The organism is Ramlibacter sp., assembly GCF_029866045.1.
GTDB lineage: Bacteria > Pseudomonadota > Gammaproteobacteria > Burkholderiales > Burkholderiaceae_C > Ramlibacter.
Window position 1 is genome coordinate 1 of record NZ_JARXAB010000081.1, and the last position, 21,238, is coordinate 21,238.

The window sequence follows — 21,238 nt, forward strand, 5'->3', positions numbered from 1 at the left end:
GGAAGCTGGCAATGGGCACGCCGAACTGCTTGCGGGTGTTCATGTAGTCGGCGGTGAGCGTCATGGTGAACTCCATCGCGCCCACGCCCTCTGCGCAGGTGGCGGCGATGCCGATGTCCACTGCATGCTCGAGCGCGGCGAGGCCGTCGGTGGTGATCAGTGTGGCCTGTGCATCGGCCAGCGTGAGCTCGCCGGCGCGACTGCCATCCTGGGTCACATAGCCAGTGGCGGTGACGCCTGCGGCGCCGCGCTCGACCAGAAACAGCGCCATCTGGCCACCGGCCATCGCAGGCACCAGGTAGGCGTCGGTGCGGTCGCCGCCAGGCACCACGCTCTTGGTACCGGTGAGCGTCCAGCCACCGGCGTTTCGTGCGGTGGTGGTGCAGCGGTCTAGGTGCCAGCGGGCAGCGCGCTCGTGGTACGCCAGCACCACCAGGGCCTCGCCGGAGGCGATGCGAGGCAGCCAGTCGGCCTGCACCGCCTCGGGTGCGTAGCCATGGATCACGCCGCTGGCCACCAGGGTCTGCAGCAGGGGCTCGAGCACCATGCCGCGCCCCAGTTCCTCCATCACCACCATGGCCTCCATCGGACCCATGCCCATGCCGCCAAGCGCTTCGGGCACATACAGGCCGGTGAGGCCTAACTCGGCGAGCTCGGCGTAGGCCGCGCGGTCGAGACCACCCGCCTTGACCGCGGCGCGGCGCTTGTCAAAGCTGTAGCTGCGCGCCACCCACTTTTGCACGGCGTCGCGCAGTTGCTGCTGGTCGTCTGAAAAATCGAAGTTCATGCTGTGTTCCTCAGCCCAAGACGGTTTGGGCCACGATGTTGCGCTGCACCTCGTTGGAGCCGCCGTAGATCGTGGTCTTGCGCACATTGAAATAGGCGGCGGCCATGGGGGCCAGGCCTGTTGCGCCACCAGGGAAGTCGCCTTGCCAGCCCGCCTGCATCGCCTCACGCATGAAGGGCAGGGCGTAAGGGCCGCCGGCGAGCATCATCAGCTCGGTGTAGCGCTGCTGGACCTCGCTGCCGCGGATCTTGAGCAGGCCCGCGATGTCCAGCGAGCTCTTGCCCGAGGTCTCGGCCGAGAGCACCCGCAGCACCATCATCTCCAGCGCCACCACCTCGACCTCGAGCTTGGCGATCTCGTCGCGAAAGCGGGTGTCGTCCCACACGCCCTCTTGCCTAGCCACCTGCTTCAGGCGCTCGAGCTCACGCTTGGCGCGGTTCACGTCGGCGATGTTGGTGCGTTCGTGGGCCAGCAGGTACTTGGCATAGGTCCAGCCCTTGTTCTCCTCGCCCACCAGGTTCTCCGCCGGCACCTCCACGTTGTCGAACCAGACTTCGTTCACTTCATGACCGCCGTCGAGCATGATGATCGGCCGCACCTGCACGCCCGGTGACTTCATGTCGATCAGCAGGAAAGAAATGCCGGTCTGGGGCTTGCCCGAGTTGTCGGTGCGCACCAGGCAGAAGATCCAGTCGCCGTACTGGCCCAGGGTGGTCCAGGTCTTCTGGCCGTTGACGATGTACTTGTCGCCCTGGCGCTCGGCCCGGGTCTTGAGGCTGGCCAGGTCCGAGCCCGAGCCGGGTTCAGAGTAGCCCTGGCTCCACCACACCTCGCCGGTGGCGATGCCGGGCAGAAAGCGCTTTTGCTGCTCGGGTGTGCCAAAGGCCATGATCACCGGCGCCACCATCACCGGGCCGAAAGGCACCACCCTGGGCGCGCCAGCCAGGGCGCACTCTTCTTCGAACAAGTGGCGCTCGACGGCGTCCCAACCCGGGCCGCCAAAGGCGGTGGGCCAAGCATGGCCGAGCCAGCCCTTCTTGCCCAGAATCTTCGCCCAGCGCTGCATGTCCTCGCGACTCAGGTGCAGGTGGTGGTTCACCTTGTGGGCAATGTCGGTGGGCAAGCTCTCGCCCACCCAGGCGCGGATGGTTTCTCGGAATCGCTGTTGTTCGGGGGTAAAGGCCAGATCCATGGGCGGGGTCTCCAATTGATCGCCGTTTTTAGCACGATCGTGCTTTTCATTTTGTCGGTGGATGTCCGTCGCGCGACATGAGCCGCCGGGTGGGGTGGGCCATGCGGCTGGGGATAATCGCCCTCTCCATGAAGAACATCGTGATCCTGATCTCGGGCGGCGGCTCCAATATGGTGGCCATCGTTCGCGCCGCCCGGCAGGAGGACTGGGCCCAGCGACCGGGCGCCCGTGTGGCCGCCGTCATCAGCAACCGTCCCGATGCCCGGGGCCTGTCCCTGGCCCAGGAAATGGGCGTGCCCACTGCCGTGGTGGACCACAAGCAGTACGAAGGCCGAGAAGCCTTCGAAGCCGATCTGGCCGCCGCCATCGACGCCCACCAGCCCGCCCTGGTGGTGCTGGCCGGCTTCATGCGCATCCTCACTCCCGGCTTCGTGAACCGCTACGCGGGGCGCCTGGTCAACATCCATCCCTCGCTGTTACCCGCCTTTCCGGGGCTGCACACTCACCAGCGCGCCATCGAGGCGGGCTGCAAGTTCGCTGGGGCGACCGTGCACCTGGTCACCGCCGAGCTGGACCACGGCCCGATCCTGGCGCAGGCCATGGTTCCGGTGCTCGAGAGCGACAATCCAGACACGCTGGCGGCGCGCGTGCTGACCCAGGAGCATCAGATCTACCCCCGGGCGGTGGCCAGCCTGCTGGCCCGATCACCGCAACATCCCGCGGCCTGAGCTGCGGGCCCGCCTGTCCGACCTGTCGCCTTCCGGCCCTCCGGCCCCCTCACGAATTCTGGAAACCCCCATGCATCCCAAAGCCCTGCTTGACGCCTGCGCCGAACTGGTGGGCCTGACCCTCCGGCTGGAGCACCCGGCCGACTCGGTGGTCTCGCGCTACTTTCGCGACCATCGGCAACTCGGCCCGCGTGAGCGCGCCACCCTGGCCGAGACGACCTACACGGTGCTGCGACACAAGCTGCGCTTCGAGCATTTCGCCCCCTCAGGAAGCGGACCGCGCGAGCGCCGCCTTGCGATTCTGGGCTTTGCGGGCCCGCGTGACTTCCTTAAGAGCGCGCTCAATGACCAGGAAAAGGGCTGGCTCGACGCCTGTGACGGGGTGCGCGACGAAGACCTGCTAGAGCGCCATCGTCACAGCCTGCCCGAGTGGCTGGTGCAGCCGCTCAGGGAGCAATTGGGCGACGAATTCATGGCGCTGGCCCAGGTGCTCAACGAACCCGCGCCGCTGGACCTGCGGGTCAACAGCCTGAACTCCAAGCGTGAGGACATCCAGAAGGAACTCAAGGCCGTGGGCATTGCCTCGCAGCCCACGCCCTATTCGCCCTGGGGCCTTCGACTGGCGGGCAAGCCGGCCCTGACCAAGCTCGAAGCTTTCACACGCGGCGCGATCGAAGTGCAAGACGAAGGCTCGCAGCTACTCGCTGCCCTGGTCGACCCCAAGCGCGGCGAAATGGTGGTGGACTTCTGCGCCGGAGCCGGTGGTAAGACCCTGGCCTTGGGCGCGGCCATGCGCAGCACCGGGCGCCTGTACGCCTTCGATACCTCGGCCCACCGGCTCGATGCCCTGAAGCCCCGCCTGGCCCGCAGCGGCCTGTCGAATGTGCACCCGGCGGCCATCGCGCACGAGCGCGACGAACGCATCAAGCGCCTGGCCGGCAAGATCGACCGGGTGCTGGTGGACGCGCCCTGCTCGGGCCTGGGCACGCTGCGGCGTAACCCGGACCTCAAGTGGCGGCAGTCGCCCCAGGCGGTGGCCGAGCTCACCGTCAAGCAATTGGCCATCCTGCGTAGCGCGGCCCGCCTGGTCAAACCCGGTGGCCGGCTCGTCTATGCCACCTGCAGCCTGCTGCGGGAGGAGAACGAAGGCATCGCCGAGGCCTTTGCCCAGGCCGAGGCGGGCTGGAAGTTGGTGCCCGCTGTCCAGGCCCTGGCACCGCTCAAGCTGGGCGACGCGCAGGCCCTGTGCCGTGGCGACTTCCTGCGTCTGTGGCCGCATCGGCATGGCACCGATGGTTTTTTTGCTGCCGTCTGGGAGCGAACCTGAGGCGGGCGCGGGCGCAATTTGATCGCTTTCATCGGGGGCAGAGCCTCTAAGTCTCCATTTCGCTGGTGTTGAATGGCCCCGGCCCCTAGAATTGGGGCGTTTGCCCTTCCACGGAATACCCGACCCCATGCTGCTTCCCGACTGGCCGGTGCTCAATTCAGTGATCGATCTGTTCGCCCATGGTCTTTTGGACCTGAGCGTCTGGCAGGTCATCCTGTACACGCTGATCACCACCCACTTCACCATCGCCGCCGTCACGATTTTCCTGCACCGAGCGCAGGCCCATCGCGCGCTCGATCTGGGTCCCATCCCCTCGCATTTTTTCCGCTTCTGGCTCTGGCTGGGAACCGGCATGGTCACCAAGGAGTGGGTGGCCATTCACCGCAAGCACCACGCCAAGTGCGAGACCGCCGAAGACCCGCACAGCCCCCAGACCCGCGGCATTGACACTGTGCTTTGGCGCGGCGCCGAGCTCTATCGCACGGAAGCCAAGAACCAGGAGACCATCTCCAAGTACGGTCACAGCACGCCCAACGACTGGATCGAGCGCAACCTCTACACCCGTCACAGCGCGCTCGGCGTGTCCCTCATGCTGATTCTCAACATCGTCCTGTTTGGTGCCCTGGGTGCCACCGTCTGGGCGGTGCAGATGCTCTGGATTCCTATCACTGCTGCCGGCATCATCAACGGCATCGGCCACTACTGGGGCTATCGCAACTTCGAGGCGCCCGACGCCAGCACCAACATCTCGCCCTGGGGCATCGTCATCGGTGGCGAAGAACTGCACAACAACCACCACACCTACCCGACCGCGGCCAAGTTCTCGGTCAAGCCCTATGAGTTCGACCTAGGCTGGGCGTACATCCGCGCCTTCGAGATGATCGGCTGGGCCAAGGTCAAGAAGGTGCCGCCCAAGCTGCAACTCGGTGAGATCCGCCCGGTCGCCGACGAGAAGACCCTGGAGGCCATCATCGCCAACCGCTACGAGGTGATGGCCGGCTTCGCCCGCGAACTGCGCCGTGCAGCCAAGGAAGAAATTGCTCAGCTCCAGGCCAAGGGCCATGACCTGGCGCCGGTGAAAGCCGCCCATCGTTGGCTCCACCGTGACGATGACCGGGTGCCGGCCGACGCGCGTGACCAGGTGGCCCAGGCCCGCGCTGCCTCGCCGGTCATCGACAAGATGATGACCATGCGCGAGGAACTGCGCCAGGTCTGGATGAATACCACCCTCACCCGACCCCAGCTGGCTGCCGACCTGCAGGCTTGGTGCCAGCGCGCCGAGAGCAGCGGCATTGCCCGCCTGCAGGCCTTCTCGCAGCAGCTGCGAGCGGCGCACGCCTGAGGCGCTCAGGCCCCAAGAAAAAGCCCTGTAGTGCGGGGCTTTTTCTTGTCTTTTGCCGCGGTGTCGTTTTGCAACCTTGTACGTGGCCAGCGTTGCACTTGACTCCGCCTGTTGATGGCGACCAGGGGTCGACCAGATACTTCAAAAAACATCCTCACGTGGCACTGTGCTATCCCGATTGAAGACGGGCTCGTCTTGGCCAAAGAGGGGTGAATGGCGCATCAACTCGAGCAGGTTTTCCCGGTTGCCTGTGAGTTGGTCATACATTTCTCGAGAGACGACCACGGCCGTCGGTCGGCCCTGGTCGCTGATTTCCTGCGGGCCCTCCTGGGTGGCTCGTCGCACTACCTCTGAGAAATGGGCTTTTGCGTCCTGGAACTGCCAAGTTTGCATGAATGGCCTCCGAGGGACTGATTGATCGCAGAGTCTGAAACACTGGTCCTACGACAGGACTCAGAGCGGCCGCCCCAAGCGCTTCTCCACCTCTCGCCGCTCCCACTCGGGCCCCAGGACCCGGAAGGGATTGAAAATCTGGAGGCCGTGCGACAGCACGCCAAGGCCCCAGCCGCCGATCACCCACAGCGACCACAAGTGGCTGGGGCGGGTCAAGAGGTTGATGGCCACTAGGAGTGTGCAGACTAGAACGTACTGGGCCAGGTGCAGGTAAAAGGCCCGCAGCTGGCGCACTTGCCTGAAGGCCTTGGCTTCCTCCTGCTCGGCGGTGTTGGCGGTCGATGGGGTCATGGGGGTCTCCGGGTGAAGGCTGGCGTAGTCGATCTCGAACACGGCCGCGAGGGACTTGAGCGTTTCCATGCTGGCCGGCTGACCGGCTTCCAGGCGCTGGATCGTCCGCGCACTCAGGCCGCTGGCCTGTGCCAGCTGCTGCTGGGACCAACCCCGTTGCAGTCGCAATTTCTGGATCAACATGAATGTGTCCCTCGACGGCTATGACGCCCTGATACTGGCATCTCCGGCCTGATTGTGCGACGACACGGCCACGACAGCGCCGCGTCTTTGCCCCGACAGCGAGAGCTGTCCAAAGAAAAAGCCCCGCAGTGCGGGGCTTTTTGCAGGGTGAGAGAGGCCGAATTACTTCAGCTTCACTTCCTTGTACTCGACGTGCTTGCGTGCCTTCGGGTCGAACTTCATGATCGACATTTTCTCGGGCATCGTCTTCTTGTTCTTGCTCGTGGTGTAGAAGTGGCCAGTGCCCGCTTGGGACTCCAGCTTGATCTTTTCGCGTCCGCCTTTGCTCGCCATTTTGAATCTCCTTGATTAGGCTTGGCCGCGGGCACGCAGGTCCGCCAGCACGGTGTCAATGCCCTTCTTGTCGATGAGGCGCAATGCGGCGCTCGACACGCGCAGTCGCACCCAGCGGTTCTCGCTCTCAACCCAGAAACGGCGGTATTGCAGGTTCACTTCGAACCGGCGCTTGGTCTTGTTGTTGGCGTGGGACACATTGTTCCCCACCATCGGGCCTTTGCCCGTCACTTCGCATACGCGTGCCATCAAGCACTCCTTCAACGGCGGTCACGTCGTGAGCGCCTCACCTCGCCAGAAAGGGTGGCGGTAACCCGTTTTGCCGTCCGAATGCCTTCCCAGGCCGAAGCAGCAAAGCCCGCGATTATAGCCGGGCCACAAGGCCCTTTTGCTGGATTGCGCTGCGTCTGGGCGTTAGCAATCCGACCCCGGGGCCCCGGCAAGACGCCTTTGCTATGCTTTTTGACTACTCAGTCCTGCTGCTCGAGGAAGCGCTGGGCGTCCAGCGCCGCCATGCAGCCGGTGCCGGCGCTGGTGATGGCCTGGCGGTAGATATGGTCCTGCACGTCGCCAGCGGCGAACACGCCGGGCACGCTGGTCTGGGTGGCAAAGCCGTTGTTGCCGCTGCGGGTCACGATGTAGCCGTCCTTCATTTCCAGTTGCCCCTGGAAGATGCCGGTGTTGGGTGAGTGGCCGATGGCGATGAAGCAACCCTTGAGTGTCACGTCTTCGGTGGCGCCGGTGCGGGTGTCCTTGATGCGGATGCCGGTCACGCCCGTGGCGTCGCCGAGTACCTCGTCCAGGGTGTTGAACACCTTGAGCTCGATCTTGCCTTCGGCCACTTTTTGCATCACCTTGTCGATCAAGATTGGTTCGGCGCGGAACTTGTCTCGGCGGTGTACCAGGTAGACCTTGCGTGCGATGTTAGACAGGTACAGCGCCTCTTCGACCGCGGTATTGCCGCCGCCGATCACGCAACAAATTTCGCCACGGTAGAAAAAGCCGTCGCAGGTGGCGCAGGCGCTCACGCCCTTGCCCATGAAGGCCTCCTCGGAGGGCAGGCCCAGGTAGCGGGCCGACGCGCCCGTGGCGATCACCAGGCTGTCGCAGGTGTACTGGCCGCTGTCCCCGGTGAGGGTGAATGGGCGCTTGCTGAAATCGACCTGATTGATGTGGTCGAACACTATCTGGGTGTTGAAGCGCTCCGCATGCTCCTGGAAGCGCTGCATCAGCTCCGGTCCCTGCACACCGTGCACATCAGCGGGCCAGTTGTCGACTTCAGTGGTGGTCATCAACTGGCCGCCCTGCGCGATGCCAGTGATGAGGAGCGGTTGCAGGTTGGCGCGGGCCGCATAGATGGCGGCGGTGTAGCCGGCCGGGCCGGAGCCCAGGATGATGACTTTGGCGTGTTGGCTGCTCATTTGGGTAAATCTCCCGGGCCAGACCCCATGGAGGAGGCGGGCCCGATTACATTCGGCTCGAGTCGGGGGAGTATCGCGCCGTTCCATAAGGACGGTACGCGGGCTTTTCGATGGCTCCGATTGTAAGAACCGATCACCTGCACGAGGAACGCCATGTCCATGCTGTCCAACCTCGAGCTCATTCGCCGGGTGCCCTTGTTTGCCCTGCTCACCACCGACCACGCAGAAATCGTGGCCGATGCGGTGGTCAAGCGCCGCTTCAAGCGGGGCGAGGTGGTGGTGGCACAGGGAGAGAAGTCCAACATCCTGTTCATCATCCTCACCGGCCGGGCCCGGGTCATCACCGCCGACCGCCGCGGCCGGGAGGTCATCCTCGCCACCTTGCAGCCCGGCGACTACCTCGGGGAAATGAGCCTGATCGACAACCAGGCCCACTCAGCCACCGTGCGCGCCGAGATTCAGACCGATATGCTCTCCCTGGCCCGGGCCGAGTTCGCCCGCTGCCTGCCGGACAACAGCTCCATGGCCTACGCCATCATGAAAGGCTTGGTCCTGCGCCTGCGACAGGCCGACCGCAAGATCGAATCTCTGGCCCTGATGGATGTCTACGGCCGCGTGGCGCGAGCGCTTCTGGAGTTTGCTCAGCCCGACCGTGAGGGACGTCTGGCGATCCGCGACCGGATCTCCCGGCAGGACATCGCCAAAATGGTCGGCGCGTCGCGCGAGATGGTCAGCCGCGTGATGAAAGACCTTGAAGAGCGGGGCTTCGTCGAGACCCGCGAAGATGGTTCTATGCTGATCCGGGAACAACTGGGCTCGCTAGGCTAAGCTGTGGGTTTGGCGCCGTATCTCCGCCGGGGTGGAGTCGGCCGTCAACGACACGCCTGACTGATGACGTACTCGCTCAACACCCTAGAAAACCGCGACGGCGGCAATGCCGCCTTGCCGCGTGCAGCCCTGGGCCGTTTTGGCCAGGAAATCGCCCTGCTGCTGGGCGCTGTCACCCTGGTGTTCTGGTGTCTGGCGCTCCTGACCCATTCGGCCCAGGACGCGGCTTTTTTCACCTCTGGCGCCGGCACGCCCAACGCCAACTGGGGTGGTCGCCTGGGTGCTTATCTGGCCAACACGAGTTACTTCGCCCTGGGCTATTCGGTCTGGTGGTGCGTCGCCGCCGGATGGCGCACTTGGTTCACCGCCTTGGCCCGCTGGCTGCGGGCTGCGGAGGCAGTCGAAGCTGCCCAACCGATGACCGCCGGACGCGTGTGGCGCCAGCGCATCCTCTTCTGGATGGCGCTGGCCGTGCTGCTGTCTGCCAGCGCGGGGCTGGAGTGGTCGCGCCTGTACAGGATTGAGCCGCTGTTGCCCGATCATGCGGGTGGCGCCCTGGGCTGGCTGGTCGGACCATTGGCTGTGCGCTGGCTGGGTTTCAGCGGCTCGGGCCTGCTGGCCATTGTGGCGGTGGTGTTGTCTTCTGCGGTGGTGCTGCGCTTTTCCTGGGGACAGGTGGCTGAGCGTATTGGCGCGCGCATTCACGGGTTCTTTGAGGCCCGCCGCGAGCAGCGCGAGATGGCCGAAGACCTGGCCCTGGGTCAGCAGGCGGCCCGAGAGCGCGAGGAAACGGTGCTGGAAGAGCGCATCGAAAACGAAGAGCAGCACCCGACCCCGGTGCTGATCGAGCCCTTGATGGTGGAGGTGCCCCGCAGCGAGCGGGTGGCCAAGGAGCGGCAAAAGCCCTTGTTCCAGGAACTCAAGGACAGCAACCTGCCCCAGGTCGACCTGCTCGACTCGGCCCAGACCCGCCAGGAGACCGTCTCGCCCGAAACGCTGGAGATGACCTCGCGCCTGATCGAGAAAAAGCTCAAGGACTTCGGCGTCGAGGTGCGTGTGGTGCTGGCCCAGCCCGGCCCCGTCATCACCCGCTACGAGATCGAGCCTGCCACTGGCGTGAAGGGTTCGCAGGTGGTCAACCTCGCCAAGGACCTGGCGCGCTCGCTGTCGCTCGTGTCGATCCGTGTCATCGAGACCATCCCTGGCAAAAACTATATGGCCCTCGAACTGCCCAACGCCAAGCGGCAGTCGATCCGCCTGTCGGAGATCCTGGGCTCCCAGGTCTACAACGAGGCCAAGTCCATGCTGACCATGGGCCTGGGCAAGGACATCATCGGCAACCCGGTGGTCGCCGATCTGGCCAAGATGCCGCACGTGCTGGTGGCCGGCACCACCGGTTCGGGCAAGTCGGTGGGCATCAACGCGATGATCCTTTCGCTTCTCTACAAGGCCGAGGCCCGCGACGTGCGCCTGTTGATGATCGACCCCAAGATGCTGGAGATGTCGGTCTACGAGGGCATCCCACACCTGTTGGCGCCGGTGGTCACCGACATGAAGCAGGCGGCCCACGGCCTGACCTGGTGCGTGGCCGAGATGGAGCGCCGCTACAAGCTGATGTCCAAGCTGGGCGTGCGCAACCTGGCCGGCTACAACAGCAAGATCGACGAGGCCAAGTCGCGCGAGGCCTTCATCTACAACCCCTTCAGCCTCACGCCTGACAGCCCCGAGCCGCTCGAGCGCCTGCCGCATATCGTGGTGGTGATCGACGAGCTGGCCGATTTGATGATGGTGGTCGGCAAGAAGATCGAGGAGCTGATCGCCCGCCTGGCGCAAAAGGCGCGGGCCGCAGGCATTCACCTCATTTTGGCGACCCAGCGCCCCAGCGTGGACGTGATCACCGGCCTCATCAAGGCCAACATCCCGACCCGCATCGCCTTCTCTGTGGGCAGCAAGATCGACAGCCGCACCATCCTCGACCAGATGGGGGCTGAGGCCCTGCTGGGCATGGGCGACATGCTCTACATGGCCAGCGGCAGCGGGATCCCGGTGCGGGTGCACGGCGCCTTCGTCAGTGACGAAGAGGTCCACCGGGTGGTGGCCTACCTCAAGGAGCAAGGCGGTGAACCCAACTACATCGAGGGCGTGCTCGAAGGCGGTACCGTCGACGAGGACGGCGGCCTGCTCGGCGAAAGCGACGCCGGCGGCGAGAAGGACCCGATGTACGACCAAGCCGTGGAGGTGGTGCTCAAGAACCGCAAGGCCAGCATCTCGCTGGTGCAGCGTCACCTCAAGATCGGCTACAACCGCGCCGCGCGTCTGGTCGAGGACATGGAGAATGCGGGTTTGGTCAGCGCGATGAACGGCGCCGGCCAGCGCGATATCCTGGTCCCGTCCCGCAGCGAGTGAAGCCCGGAGTGTTTGCGATGCCTGTCCACCTGCCTGTTCATATGCCGCTTCCTGTCCGCGCCACTGCATCTGTGCCTGCTCAATGTCATGCGCCGCGACATGCCCCTGTGCCTGTCCCCGCGCCAATGCACCGCCTCCTTCTCCTGGCCTTGCTGGCCTTGACCGCTTTGCTCGGGCTGCTTTTGCCCCTGGCCGCGCGTGCCGACGGGGTGGAGGCGCTGGAGGCTTTCTTGCGCAGCACCAAGAGCGGCCGAGCCGATTTCACCCAGACAGTAACCGGGCCGGCCCGTGAGGGCCAGCCGGCGCGGGTGCGCCAGTCCAGCGGGCGCTTCGAGTTCCAGCGCCCCGACCGCTTTCGCTTCACCTACCTCAAGCCCTTTGCGCAGACGCTGGTGGCCGACGGCCAGACCTTGTGGCTGCACGACCCCGACCTTAACCAGGTCACTGCCCGGCGCCAGGGCCAGGCCCTGGCGAGCACGCCCGCGGCGCTGATCGCCGCTGCGCCCGACCTGGGCGCCTTGCGTCATGCCTTCGAGCTGTCTGCCCCACCCGAGCGTGACGTCCTGCAATGGGTAGTGGCCGTGCCGCGCCAGCGCGAGGGCGCCCTGCGCGAGCTGCGGGTGGGCCTGCGCGGCGCCGAACTAGCGGCGCTCGACATCGTCGACGGCCTGGGCCAGCGCTCGCAGATCCGCTTTGCGAAAGTGGAGGCCAATATCGCCTTGCCGGCCGACACCTTCCAGTTCAAGCCGCCTGCGGGCGCGGACGTGATTCGGCAGTAGGCGGGCGGCGACCCCCGCCCGTCACCTCCGTCACGCCCGAAGCCCCATCGGCCCCCCCGCATCCGTCGCCCGATCCGTCATGGCCACCCGCGCCCCGTCCTCCCCGGTCTCTGCTCACCCGCCCCTTGCCGAGCGCCTGCGCCCCGCCACCCTGGGCGAGGTGATCGGCCAGCAGCATCTGCTTGGCGAGGGCATGCCGCTGCGCATTGCCTTCGAGTCTGGCCAGCCGCACTCCTGCATCCTCTGGGGCCCGCCCGGTGTAGGCAAGACGACCATCGCCCGGCTGATGGCCCAGGCATTCGATGCCCAGTTCATCACCATCAGCGCGGTGCTGGGGGGCGTGAAGGACATCCGCGAGGCGGTGGAGCAAGCCCAGGCGGTGGCCAGTGGCCTGGACCCGCGCCGCACCATCGTCTTTGTCGACGAGGTGCACCGCTTCAACAAGAGCCAGCAAGACGCCTTTTTGCCGCATGTCGAGTCGGGGCTGTTCACCTTCATCGGTGCCACCACCGAGAACCCCTCCTTCGAGGTCAACTCGGCCCTGCTCTCACGGGCCGCGGTCTATGTGCTGCAGCCCCTGGCCGAGGACGATCTGGCGCAGCTGGTCACCCGTGCCCAGGCCCTGGGCGCGGTACCGGCGCTCGAGGACGCGGCACGCGAACGCCTGCTCGCCTACGCGGATGGCGACGCGCGCCGGCTCCTCAACACCTTGGAGACGCTCGCGGTCGCGGCCGCGGCGCAGAAGGTGGATACCCTCACCGACGCTTGGCTGCTCAAGGTGCTGGGCGAGCGCATGCGTCGCTACGACAAGGGGGGCGAGCAGTTCTACGACACCATCAGCGCCCTGCATAAAAGCGTGCGCGGTTCCGACCCCGACGCCGCCCTGTACTGGTTCGTGCGCATGCTCGATGGTGGTGCCGACCCTCGCTACATCGGCCGGCGGCTGGTACGCATGGCCATCGAAGACATTGGCCTGGCCGACCCGCGTGCCCTGCGCTTGGCGCTTGACGCCTGCGAGACCTACGAGCGCCTGGGCTCGCCCGAGGGCGAACTGGCCCTGGCCGAGGCGGTGGTCTACCTGGCCGTCGCCGCCAAGTCCAACGCGGTCTACAACGCCTATAAGCAGATGCGTGCCTTCGTGAAGGAGGACGGTACCCGCCCAGTGCCGCTGCACCTGCGCAATGCGCCCACGCGCCTCATGAAGCAGCTCGACTACGGCAAGGGCTACCGCTATGCCCACGACGAAGCCGGGGGCTATGCGGCCGGCGAGGACTACTTTCCCGAGGGCATGGCGCCGGCACGCTTTTATGAGCCGGTGGAGCGTGGGCTGGAGATCCGTATTGCCGAGAAACTTCGCCAGCTGCGGGCTCTGGATGCAGGCAGCCGGCCCGATGGTTCGGTGCAGGAGTAAGACCGCTGCTCGACGCGCGATGTAGGCAGGGGAAAACCCGGCGTCTTTCTCCGGTGAGAGGGAGGGCCCGCTCGCTAGAATCGCGCCCACTCACCCGCTCATCCCATGGCGGGTTTTTTGCTAGTTGGACGGAGCGGCCGGGCGATCCCTGGCCCCCAACCCTGGAGAACCGAATATGGACATCCTGCTGCAGCAGATCATCAATGGTCTGGTCCTGGGCAGCATGTACGCCCTGGTGGCCTTGGGTTACACCATGGTGTACGGCATCATCAACCTGATCAACTTCGCCCATGGCGAGGTGCTCATGGTGGGCGCGCTCACCAGTTGGGCCCTCATCGGCGTGATGCAGGACGGCATGCCTGGCGCGCCAGGATGGCTGATTCTCCTGCTGGCCCTGGTCATTTCCTGCGTGGTGGCCGCAGCGCTGAACTTCGTCATCGAAAAGGTCGCCTACCGGCCGCTTCGCAATAGCCCCAAGCTGGCGCCCCTCATCACCGCCATCGGCATGTCCATCTTGCTGCAGACGCTGGCGATGATCATCTTCAAGCCCAACTACAAGCCCTACCCGACTCTGTTGCCGGCCGTGCCGCTGGAGATCGGGGGCGCGGTCATCACCGTGACACAGGTGGTGATCCTGGCGGTCACTGCGCTCTCGCTGGCGGTGCTGATGTACCTGGTCAATCACACCCGGCTGGGCCGCGCTATGCGGGCCACCGCGGAGAACCCGCGGGTGGCGGCCCTCATGGGCGTCAAGCCCGACACGGTCATTTCGGCAACCTTCATCATCGGCGCGGTACTGGCCACCATCGCCGGTGTGATGTACGCCTCCAACTACGGCACCGTGCAGCACACCATGGGCTTTTTGCCTGGCCTCAAGGCCTTTACCGCCGCCGTCTTTGGCGGTATCGGCAACCTGGCTGGCGCGGTGGTGGGCGGCTTGCTACTGGGGCTGATCGAGTCCATCGGCTCGGGATACATTGGCGCGCTCACCGGCGGCGCGCTGGGCAGCCACTACACCGACATCTTTGCCTTCATCGTGCTGATCGTGGTTCTGACCCTGCGCCCCTCGGGCCTCTTGGGCGAGCGCGTGGCCGACCGGGCGTGAGAGGAGGGTACCGACCATGAACCTCATCGCCCACAAGCGCTCCCTGCTGATCTCCGCCCTGATCCTGTTGCTGCTGCCCCTGCTCCTGCAGTCCATGGGCAACTTCTGGGTCCGCATTGCCGACTTCGCCCTGCTCTATGTTCTGCTGGCCCTCGGGCTGAACATCGTGGTGGGCTTCGCCGGCCTGCTGGACCTGGGCTTTGTCGCCTTTTTCGCCATCGGCGCCTACATGTACGGGCTGATGGCCTCGCCGCATTTGGCCGAGAACTTCGCCTGGTTCGCGCAGATGTTTCCCGACGGCCTGCACACGCCGATCTGGCTGGTGATTCCGCTTTCGGCCCTGCTGGCGGGCATTCTCGGCGTGCTTCTGGGCGCGCCCACGCTCAAGCTGCGGGGTGACTACCTGGCCATCGTCACGCTGGGCTTTGGCGAAATCATCCGGGTTTTCCTCAACAACCTAGATCACCCGGTCAACATCACCAACGGCCCCAAGGGTCTGGGGCAGATCGACTCGATCAGCATCGCAGGCCTGAACCTGGGCAAGCGCCTGGACATCGGCTTCATGGAGTTGTCGTCCGTCACGCTCTACTACTACCTGTTCCTGGCGCTGGTGCTGGTGAGCTACCTGGTGTGCAGCCGCCTCGAGCGCTCACGCATCGGCCGCGCCTGGATGGCGATCCGGGAGGACGAAATCGCCGCCAAGGCCATGGGGATCAACACCGTCAACATGAAGCTGCTGGCCTTTGGCATGGGCGCGACCTTCGGCGGGGTCTCTGGCTCCATGTTCGCCGCCTTCCAGGGTTTCATCTCGCCCGAGTCCTTCAGCCTCATGGAGTCGGTGATGATCGTCGCGATGGTGGTGCTCGGCGGCATCGGGCACCTGCCCGGCGTCATCCTCGGCGCGGTGCTCTTGTCGGCCCTGCCCGAGGTGCTGCGCTGGGTCTCGGGCCTGCTCGATCTGCAGGCCGCCACTGGCGGCCGGCTCGACGCCTCCATCTTGCGTCAGCTGCTGATTGCACTGGCCATGATCATCGTGATGCTGCTGCGTCCGCGCGGTCTGTGGCCCTCCCCGGAAAACGGCAAGTCCTTGTACAAATCCGGCTGAAGGAAACCACCATGGCAGACATCGTCCTTCGCGTCGCCGGCGTTTCCAAGCGCTTTGGCGGCCTCCAGGCCCTCTCCGAGGTGGGCGTTTCCATCGAGCGGGGCCAGGTCTACGGCCTGATCGGCCCCAATGGCGCGGGCAAGACCACCTTCTTCAATGTGATCACCGGCCTGTACACGCCCGACAGCGGCAGCTTCGAGCTGGCCGGCAAGCCCTACCAGCCCAGCGCGGTCCACGAAGTGGCCAAGGCCGGCATTGCGCGTACCTTCCAGAACATTCGTCTCTTTGCCGACATGACCGCGCTGGAGAACGTGATGGTGGGCCGCCATATCCGCACCGGCTCTGGCGTGGTGGGCGCCATCTTGCGCTCCGCGGCCTTCCGCGCCGAGGAAAAGGCGATTGCCGATCGCGCCCAGGAACTGCTGGATTACGTTGGCATCGGCCGCTACGCCGACTTCAAGGCCCGCACCCTGTCCTATGGCGACCAGCGCCGGCTCGAGATCGCGCGCGCCCTGGCGACCGACCCGCAGCTGATAGCGCTGGACGAGCCCGCTGCGGGCATGAACGCCACCGAGAAGCTGCAACTGCGCGAGCTGATCGACCGCATCCGCCAGGACCAGCGCACCATCTTGCTGATCGAGCACGACGTCAAGCTGGTGATGGGCCTGTGCGACCGGGTGACGGTGCTCGACTACGGTAAGACCATTGCCGAGGGCACGCCGGCCGACGTCCAGCGCAGCGAGCAGGTGATTGAGGCCTACCTCGGCCGCGGTCATTCGGCCCAGGCCGCCCAAGCCACCCAAGCCACCCAGGGGGCATCCACCCCCGCAGCAAGCCCTGCACAGGGAGGGCAGTGAGATGACGAACGTGCTTCTGAAGGTCAAGGGCCTGCAGGTCGCCTACGGCGGTATCCAGGCCGTCAAGGGTGTGGACTTTGAGGTTCGTGAAGGCGAACTGGTCACCCTGATCGGCTCCAACGGTGCCGGCAAGACCACCACCATGAAGGCCATCACCGGCACCTTGGCACTGGCGGGCGGTGACATCGAATACCTGGGCCGGAGTATCCGCGGCCAAGGCGCCTGGGACCTGGTGAAGGAAGGCCTGGCCATGGTGCCCGAGGGCCGTGGCGTCTTCACCCGCATGAGCATCACCGAGAACCTGCAAATGGGCGCCTACATCCGCACGGACAAGGCCGGTATCGCGCAGGACATCGACAAGGTCTTCACCACCTTCCCCCGCCTGGCCGAACGCCGTGACCAGCTTGCCGGCACCCTGTCCGGCGGCGAGCAGCAGATGCTGGCCATGGGGCGGGCTCTCATGAGCCGGCCCCGGGTCCTTCTGCTCGACGAGCCCTCCATGGGCTTGTCGCCGATCATGGTCGACAAGATCTTTGAGGTGGTGCAAGGCGTCCACGCCCAGGGCGTGACTGTGCTCCTCGTCGAGCAAAACGCCAGCCGGGCGCTGCAGATCGCCGACCGCGGCTATGTGATGGAGTCCGGACTCATCACCATGAACGGGGACGCCCGGCAGATGCTGGACGACCCCAAGGTGCGAGCGGCCTACCTGGGCGAGTGACTCAGTAGCGCCACTGCAGCCCGATGCTCGCGGTGCTCACCGGATCCTGGCCGCCAGCGAAGTGGAACCAGTAGCGGTCCCACTCCAGCACCGCCGAGGTCCGTTGGCTGAAGTCCCAGCTCAGGCCTGCGCCCAGCGAGAGACCGAAGCCGGTTTGCGTCCCGCTCGCCAGCGTCGAGCCGGCCGCCAGGTTGGTGTGGGTACGACCCCAGAGCCCGCCTACCTTGCCGAAGGCCGACACACCGCCAGCGCCGCCCGAGCCGCCCATCAGTGAAGGCGTCTGGCCGACCAGGCTGAAGTTCAGCCCGCTGGCCCAGGTATTGCCCCCGCCCCGGACCATCCGGCCCATGTGCACCAGTCCGATTTCGCCACCCATCGTCGGTGTGACCATATTTCGCACACTGATGGCGGCGTAGGTGTCTCCGTCGTCGCAGGCAAAGCCTGGGTCGCAGGCGGCGTCGAACTTGGACTGGCCCAGGTTCAGCCCGATCGAGGTTCGGCTCGAGCCCGGTGCCCAGGCGTTGGTGCTGCTGCTCCCAGCGCCGCTCGTGTCTGTAGACGGTAAGCCGCTGCTGCTGCGCAAGCCGGCGCGCCCGCCGTCAGGGCTCGCCCCTGGCGTACCGGGCGCAACATCGCCCGAGGGCGAGGCCGCGTAGGGGTCAATGGCTTGTGCCCGCAGGCCACTGCCGCTGTCTGCCAGGACATGACCCGTAGCGGACCAACCGAGGGCGGCAAGCCCCAAGGACATCAGGACCGGGCGCATCCGGCCGCCAGAAAAAAAGAGGGGAGAGGACATGGCAAGCCTTTCTTCGTGTGTCGCAGAAGACACGAATCTAGGCAGGCCTGCGCCGCCGAACTGTAGTCGTGGAGGCCTGGCTCCCGTAGGAAGCCGGGGCGCTACGGATGTCGCAAGTGGCGTGCGGCTTGTCGCCGATTTTTCCGCGGCTTCTCTGCGGCTTTTTTTGCGCGGAATCAGTCGACCTTGGCGCCCGAAGCCTTGACCACCCGCTCGTACTTGGCGAGCTCGGCGCGCATGAAGGCGGCGAACTCCTCAGGGCTGGTGGGTACTGGCTCGGCGAACAACTGGCCGAAGCGGGTGCGGGTATCGGCTGACTGGAGGGCGGCGGTGAAGGCCTGGTTCAGTCGCTGGACCGTGTCGCGCGGCGTGCCTGCTGGCGCCACCAAGCCCCACCAGGTGTCGATGGCAAAGCCCCTGAGCGTGTCGGCCACCGGGGGTACCTCGGGCAGGTAGGGCGAGCGCTGCAAGGTGGTGACCGCCAAGGCCTTGAGCTTGCCGGCGCGGATATTGGGCGCGGCGGTGGCCAGGTTGTCGAAGTTGAAGTCGACCTGGCCCGAGAGCAGCGCGAGCTGGGCCGGGTTGCCGCCGTTGAAGGGAACATGCACCGAGGTGATGCCAGCTTCACGGTTTAGCAACTCGCCCGCGAGGTGGCCGGCGCTGCCGTTACCACCGCTGCCGTAGTTGAGGCGCCCGGGGTTGGCCTTGCCATAGGCGATCAGGTCGGCCAGGGTGTTGATCTTCAGGCGGGCGGCGGTCTCGGTGTTCATCACCAGCACGTTGGGCACGCGCAGCATCTGGGTGATGGCGGCGAAGTCTCGGTCGGCGTCGTACGGCATCTTGGAGAAGAGCCAGGGGTTGATCGCGTGCGTGGCCACCGCTGAAATGCCGATGGTCAGGCCGTCGGGTGCCGCCTTGGCCACCAGGTCGGCGCCCAGGTTGCCGCCTGCGCCGGGCTTGTTGTCGATGATCACCGTGCCCAGGGTGTCCTTGACTTTCTCGGCCAGCAGCCGGGCGGTGACATCGATCGGGCCGCCAGCGGCATAAGGGACGATCAGGCGGATCGGGCGCGCGCCAGCGGCGGCCGGTGGCGTGCCCTGGGCCAGGGCCTCGCCCATGGGCAGCGATGCAGCCAGGGGCGCCAGCGCGCCAGCGGCCAGCAGGCGACGGCGGGTGGTGGACATGAACGACGAGACAGTGGCGTGCTTGGTTTTCATCTTCATCCTATTTGAGGCGGGATCAGCCCGCGTGCTTGTCGGCTTCAGAGGTGAAAGAGTCTGCGAAGAAGGCCTCGCTGGGCAGGCCGGCGCGCTGGACATAGTCTTTTTGCGCGGATTCGACCACGATCGGCGCGCCGCAGGCGTACACCTCGTGGCCCGACAGATCGGGCGTGTCTTCCAGCACCGCCTGATGGACAAAGCCGGTGCGGCCGCTCCAGTGGTCCTCGGGCAGGGCGTTGGAGATCACGGGCACATAGCGCAAGTGGGGCATCAGGGCGCACTGGGCGCGCACCCAGCTGTCCATGTACAGGTCGGCGGGGCGGCGGCCGCCCCAGTAAAGCACGGCGGGGCGGTCGATGCCCTTGAACTGCATGTGCTCGAGGATGGCCTTGATCGGCGCGAAGCCGGTGCCCGAGGCAACGAAGACGATGGGCTTTTGCGTGTCCTCGCGCAGGAAGAAGCTGCCGAAGGGGCCCTCGACCCGCAGGATTTCCTTTTCCTTCATGGCGCCGAACACATGGTCGGTAAAGCGACCGCCGGCCATGTGCCGGACATGCAGGTCGACGCTGGGGCCGATGGTGACCCCGTCCTCTTCGCGCACCAGCAGGTGGGGCGCATTGGCCATGGAGTAACTGCGGCGTGCGCCATCACGCAGGATGAATTCCACGTACTGGCCCGCGTGATAGCGCATCGGGTCGTTGGCGGGCAATTGCAGGCGCAGCACCATCACGTCGGGGGCCAGACGCTCGAGCGACTGCACCCGTGCGGGCATCTTGCGCACCGGGAAGGCGCTCTCGTCGGTCACCTGGCGTGACTCCAGCACCAGGTCGGACTCGGGCGTGGCGCTGCAGGCCAGGATGAGGCCGGCAGCCTCTTCGTCGTCATTGAGTGCCTTGGCCTGGTGCGGGCCGTGGTGGACCCGGCCCTCGAGCTTCTTGCACTTGCAAGAGCCGCAGGCGCCGTCCTTGCAGCCATAGGGCAGGCCGATGCCCTGGCGGATAGCCGCTGCCAGCACTGTCTCGCCGGCTTCCACGCCGAACTGGCGGCCGCTGGGCTGCACGGTGACCTGAAAGGCCGAGCCAGCGGCAATGTGACTAGTCATCTTGGTTATCCTTGGGACTTCTAACGCGAATCCACACGATTTTGCCCTCAAACCAGAGTCCGCTCGGCGCGCTGCCGGCCCGCTTCCGGCGCGAACGCGTCCTCATCGTCGGCTGCGGCGACGTCGGGATGCGTGTGGCGGGCGTTCTCGGTGGAGCCGCGCTCGCAGCGGACCGCGCCAAGTCGGCCGCTGCTGCAATCGCTGTCGCCGGCGGCCCTGTCACCGCTTCGCCCCGCGCAGGCAACTCGCGCCCCCGCTTGCTGGCCCTGACCTCCACACCGGCACGCATGCCCTCGCTGCGCGCCAGCGGCATCACGCCGCTGGTGGGCAACCTCGATGACCCGACCTCGCTGTCTCGCCTGGCGGGTCTGGCGACTCGGGTGGTGCACCTGGCGCCACCGCCCTCCGATGGACAGGTGCAATGGTGGCGTGACCCGCGCTCGCTGGCTCTGGCCCGTGCGCTGCGTATGCGGACACCGCCGCGTTCACTGGCTTACGGCTCGACCAGCGGGGTCTATGGTGACTGTGCTGGCGCGCGCATCACCGAGGCGCGGCCGGTGGCGCCCTCGACCCCGCGCGCCCAGCGCCGGGTGGATGCCGAGCGCATCATGCGTCACTTCGGCCGTGCCACCGGCGCCCGGGTGAGCCTGCTGCGCATTCCCGGCATCTACGCACCCGATCGACCCGGCGGCACCCCGCGCGATCGTCTCCTGCGCGGCACGCCAGTGCTGCGGCCTGAGGATGATGTCTACACCAACCATGTGCATTCGGACGACCTTGCCCGTGTGGTCGTTGCCGCGCGCAGGCGCGGCCCGCCCCCACCGGCCATTCAAGCCCACCACCACAATGAAATG

22 protein-coding genes are annotated in these 21,238 nt (G+C 66.0%); 12 read left to right on the plus strand and 10 right to left on the minus strand.

The window, feature by feature from the left end:
• Window positions 1-787: acyl-CoA dehydrogenase family protein (locus QE494_RS09335; protein WP_300042717.1), on the minus strand; the 787-nt coding region annotated here is incomplete at its 3' end.
• A gap of 10 nt (window positions 788-797) precedes the next feature.
• Window positions 798-1,979 (minus strand): acyl-CoA dehydrogenase family protein, encoded by a 1,182-nt coding sequence (locus QE494_RS09340; protein WP_300042719.1) that lies wholly within the window; start codon window positions 1,977-1,979, stop codon window positions 798-800.
• A 128-nt stretch (window positions 1,980-2,107) separates the two neighbouring features.
• Here QE494_RS09340 and purN point away from each other — a divergent pair, with 128 nt between their 5' ends.
• The 3 genes from purN to QE494_RS09355 all read left to right on the plus strand — a co-directional run bounded on the left by purN (window position 2,108) and on the right by QE494_RS09355 (window position 5,376).
• Window positions 2,108-2,707, plus strand: coding sequence for a phosphoribosylglycinamide formyltransferase (gene purN / locus QE494_RS09345; RefSeq protein WP_300042721.1), 600 nt, complete (start codon window positions 2,108-2,110; stop codon window positions 2,705-2,707).
• Window positions 2,708-2,777: 70 nt separating this feature from the next.
• Window positions 2,778-4,034: an RsmB/NOP family class I SAM-dependent RNA methyltransferase gene (locus tag QE494_RS09350; RefSeq protein WP_300042723.1), complete on the plus strand. Its 1,257-nt coding sequence runs from the start codon at window positions 2,778-2,780 to the stop codon at window positions 4,032-4,034.
• 127 nt (window positions 4,035-4,161) lie between these two features.
• Window positions 4,162-5,376 carry a fatty acid desaturase gene (locus QE494_RS09355; protein WP_300042725.1) on the plus strand — a complete coding sequence of 405 codons (1,215 nt, stop codon included), beginning with the start codon at window positions 4,162-4,164 and terminating at the stop codon, window positions 5,374-5,376.
• 141 nt (window positions 5,377-5,517) lie between these two features.
• Here QE494_RS09355 and QE494_RS09360 read toward each other — a convergent pair whose 3' ends face one another.
• The 5 genes from QE494_RS09360 to trxB all read right to left on the minus strand — a co-directional run bounded on the left by QE494_RS09360 (window position 5,518) and on the right by trxB (window position 8,057).
• Window positions 5,518-5,769 (minus strand): type II toxin-antitoxin system Phd/YefM family antitoxin, encoded by a 252-nt coding sequence (locus tag QE494_RS09360; RefSeq protein WP_300042726.1) that lies wholly within the window; start codon window positions 5,767-5,769, stop codon window positions 5,518-5,520.
• Window positions 5,770-5,829: 60 nt separating this feature from the next.
• On the minus strand, window positions 5,830-6,303 hold the full coding sequence (locus QE494_RS09365; protein ID WP_300042727.1) for a 2TM domain-containing protein: 474 nt from the start codon (window positions 6,301-6,303) through the stop codon (window positions 5,830-5,832).
• Window positions 6,304-6,465: 162 nt separating this feature from the next.
• Window positions 6,466-6,636: a 50S ribosomal protein L33 gene (gene rpmG / locus QE494_RS09370; protein ID WP_300042728.1), complete on the minus strand. Its 171-nt coding sequence runs from the start codon at window positions 6,634-6,636 to the stop codon at window positions 6,466-6,468.
• Window positions 6,637-6,651: 15 nt separating this feature from the next.
• Window positions 6,652-6,885: a 50S ribosomal protein L28 gene (gene rpmB / locus QE494_RS09375; protein ID WP_300042729.1), complete on the minus strand. Its 234-nt coding sequence runs from the start codon at window positions 6,883-6,885 to the stop codon at window positions 6,652-6,654.
• 221 nt (window positions 6,886-7,106) lie between these two features.
• Complete coding sequence (trxB, locus tag QE494_RS09380; protein WP_300042730.1) at window positions 7,107-8,057, minus strand: thioredoxin-disulfide reductase; 951 nt, start codon at window positions 8,055-8,057, stop codon at window positions 7,107-7,109.
• Between the two features lie 153 nt (window positions 8,058-8,210).
• On the opposite strand from trxB, the gene QE494_RS09385 reads away from it, so the two are divergent.
• From QE494_RS09385 to QE494_RS09420, 8 genes are all read left to right on the plus strand, one after another.
• Window positions 8,211-8,885: a Crp/Fnr family transcriptional regulator gene (locus QE494_RS09385; protein WP_300042731.1), complete on the plus strand. Its 675-nt coding sequence runs from the start codon at window positions 8,211-8,213 to the stop codon at window positions 8,883-8,885.
• A gap of 63 nt (window positions 8,886-8,948) precedes the next feature.
• Window positions 8,949-11,291 carry a DNA translocase FtsK gene (locus QE494_RS09390; protein WP_300042732.1) on the plus strand — a complete coding sequence of 781 codons (2,343 nt, stop codon included), beginning with the start codon at window positions 8,949-8,951 and terminating at the stop codon, window positions 11,289-11,291.
• Between the two features lie 125 nt (window positions 11,292-11,416).
• Complete coding sequence (gene lolA, locus QE494_RS09395) at window positions 11,417-12,070, plus strand: outer membrane lipoprotein chaperone LolA (protein ID WP_300042733.1); 654 nt, start codon at window positions 11,417-11,419, stop codon at window positions 12,068-12,070.
• A 79-nt stretch (window positions 12,071-12,149) separates the two neighbouring features.
• Entirely contained in the window at window positions 12,150-13,481 is a 1,332-nt protein-coding gene (locus QE494_RS09400; RefSeq protein WP_300042734.1) for a replication-associated recombination protein A, read from the plus strand.
• 175 nt (window positions 13,482-13,656) lie between these two features.
• Window positions 13,657-14,586 carry a branched-chain amino acid ABC transporter permease gene (locus QE494_RS09405; RefSeq protein WP_300042735.1) on the plus strand — a complete coding sequence of 310 codons (930 nt, stop codon included), beginning with the start codon at window positions 13,657-13,659 and terminating at the stop codon, window positions 14,584-14,586.
• Between the two features lie 16 nt (window positions 14,587-14,602).
• Window positions 14,603-15,691, plus strand: a complete 1,089-nt coding sequence (locus QE494_RS09410) for a branched-chain amino acid ABC transporter permease (protein ID WP_300042736.1) — start codon at window positions 14,603-14,605, stop codon at window positions 15,689-15,691.
• A gap of 11 nt (window positions 15,692-15,702) precedes the next feature.
• Complete coding sequence (locus QE494_RS09415) at window positions 15,703-16,548, plus strand: ABC transporter ATP-binding protein (protein ID WP_300042737.1); 846 nt, start codon at window positions 15,703-15,705, stop codon at window positions 16,546-16,548.
• A 1-nt stretch (window position 16,549) separates the two neighbouring features.
• Window positions 16,550-17,266, plus strand: coding sequence for an ABC transporter ATP-binding protein (locus QE494_RS09420; protein ID WP_300042738.1), 717 nt, complete (start codon window positions 16,550-16,552; stop codon window positions 17,264-17,266).
• A 1-nt stretch (window position 17,267) separates the two neighbouring features.
• Here QE494_RS09420 and QE494_RS09425 read toward each other — a convergent pair whose 3' ends face one another.
• The 3 genes from QE494_RS09425 to QE494_RS09435 all read right to left on the minus strand — a co-directional run bounded on the left by QE494_RS09425 (window position 17,268) and on the right by QE494_RS09435 (window position 20,384).
• Complete coding sequence (locus QE494_RS09425) at window positions 17,268-18,062, minus strand: outer membrane beta-barrel protein (protein ID WP_300042739.1); 795 nt, start codon at window positions 18,060-18,062, stop codon at window positions 17,268-17,270.
• Between the two features lie 176 nt (window positions 18,063-18,238).
• The gene (locus tag QE494_RS09430; protein WP_300042742.1) at window positions 18,239-19,180 is read right to left on the minus strand and encodes a tripartite tricarboxylate transporter substrate binding protein; all 942 of its coding nucleotides are present in this window, start codon (window positions 19,178-19,180) and stop codon (window positions 18,239-18,241) included.
• Window positions 19,181-19,301: 121 nt separating this feature from the next.
• Window positions 19,302-20,384, minus strand: a complete 1,083-nt coding sequence (locus tag QE494_RS09435) for a CDP-6-deoxy-delta-3,4-glucoseen reductase (RefSeq protein WP_300042740.1) — start codon at window positions 20,382-20,384, stop codon at window positions 19,302-19,304.
• Window positions 20,385-20,425: 41 nt separating this feature from the next.
• On the opposite strand from QE494_RS09435, the gene QE494_RS09440 reads away from it, so the two are divergent.
• Window positions 20,426-21,238: NAD-dependent epimerase/dehydratase family protein (locus QE494_RS09440; RefSeq protein WP_300042741.1), on the plus strand; the 813-nt coding region annotated here is incomplete at its 3' end.

What these genes read in the sequence shown, in the direction of transcription:
- QE494_RS09340 (WP_300042719.1), bottom strand. Translation starts at nt 1,979, where the DNA reads ATGGATCTGGCCTTTACCCCCGAACAACAGCGATTCCGAGAAACCATC.
- purN (WP_300042721.1), top strand. Translation starts at nt 2,108, where the DNA reads ATGAAGAACATCGTGATCCTGATCTCGGGCGGCGGCTCCAATATGGTG.
- QE494_RS09350 (WP_300042723.1), top strand. Translation starts at nt 2,778, where the DNA reads ATGCATCCCAAAGCCCTGCTTGACGCCTGCGCCGAACTGGTGGGCCTG.
- QE494_RS09355 (WP_300042725.1), top strand. Translation starts at nt 4,162, where the DNA reads ATGCTGCTTCCCGACTGGCCGGTGCTCAATTCAGTGATCGATCTGTTC.
- QE494_RS09360 (WP_300042726.1), bottom strand. Translation starts at nt 5,769, where the DNA reads ATGCAAACTTGGCAGTTCCAGGACGCAAAAGCCCATTTCTCAGAGGTA.
- QE494_RS09365 (WP_300042727.1), bottom strand. Translation starts at nt 6,303, where the DNA reads ATGTTGATCCAGAAATTGCGACTGCAACGGGGTTGGTCCCAGCAGCAG.
- rpmG (WP_300042728.1), bottom strand. Translation starts at nt 6,636, where the DNA reads ATGGCGAGCAAAGGCGGACGCGAAAAGATCAAGCTGGAGTCCCAAGCG.
- rpmB (WP_300042729.1), bottom strand. Translation starts at nt 6,885, where the DNA reads ATGGCACGCGTATGCGAAGTGACGGGCAAAGGCCCGATGGTGGGGAAC.
- trxB (WP_300042730.1), bottom strand. Translation starts at nt 8,057, where the DNA reads ATGAGCAGCCAACACGCCAAAGTCATCATCCTGGGCTCCGGCCCGGCC.
- QE494_RS09385 (WP_300042731.1), top strand. Translation starts at nt 8,211, where the DNA reads ATGTCCATGCTGTCCAACCTCGAGCTCATTCGCCGGGTGCCCTTGTTT.
- QE494_RS09390 (WP_300042732.1), top strand. Translation starts at nt 8,949, where the DNA reads ATGACGTACTCGCTCAACACCCTAGAAAACCGCGACGGCGGCAATGCC.
- lolA (WP_300042733.1), top strand. Translation starts at nt 11,417, where the DNA reads ATGCACCGCCTCCTTCTCCTGGCCTTGCTGGCCTTGACCGCTTTGCTC.
- QE494_RS09400 (WP_300042734.1), top strand. Translation starts at nt 12,150, where the DNA reads ATGGCCACCCGCGCCCCGTCCTCCCCGGTCTCTGCTCACCCGCCCCTT.
- QE494_RS09405 (WP_300042735.1), top strand. Translation starts at nt 13,657, where the DNA reads ATGGACATCCTGCTGCAGCAGATCATCAATGGTCTGGTCCTGGGCAGC.
- QE494_RS09410 (WP_300042736.1), top strand. Translation starts at nt 14,603, where the DNA reads ATGAACCTCATCGCCCACAAGCGCTCCCTGCTGATCTCCGCCCTGATC.
- QE494_RS09415 (WP_300042737.1), top strand. Translation starts at nt 15,703, where the DNA reads ATGGCAGACATCGTCCTTCGCGTCGCCGGCGTTTCCAAGCGCTTTGGC.
- QE494_RS09420 (WP_300042738.1), top strand. Translation starts at nt 16,550, where the DNA reads ATGACGAACGTGCTTCTGAAGGTCAAGGGCCTGCAGGTCGCCTACGGC.
- QE494_RS09425 (WP_300042739.1), bottom strand. Translation starts at nt 18,062, where the DNA reads ATGTCCTCTCCCCTCTTTTTTTCTGGCGGCCGGATGCGCCCGGTCCTG.
- QE494_RS09430 (WP_300042742.1), bottom strand. Translation starts at nt 19,180, where the DNA reads ATGGGCGAGGCCCTGGCCCAGGGCACGCCACCGGCCGCCGCTGGCGCG.
- QE494_RS09435 (WP_300042740.1), bottom strand. Translation starts at nt 20,384, where the DNA reads ATGACTAGTCACATTGCCGCTGGCTCGGCCTTTCAGGTCACCGTGCAG.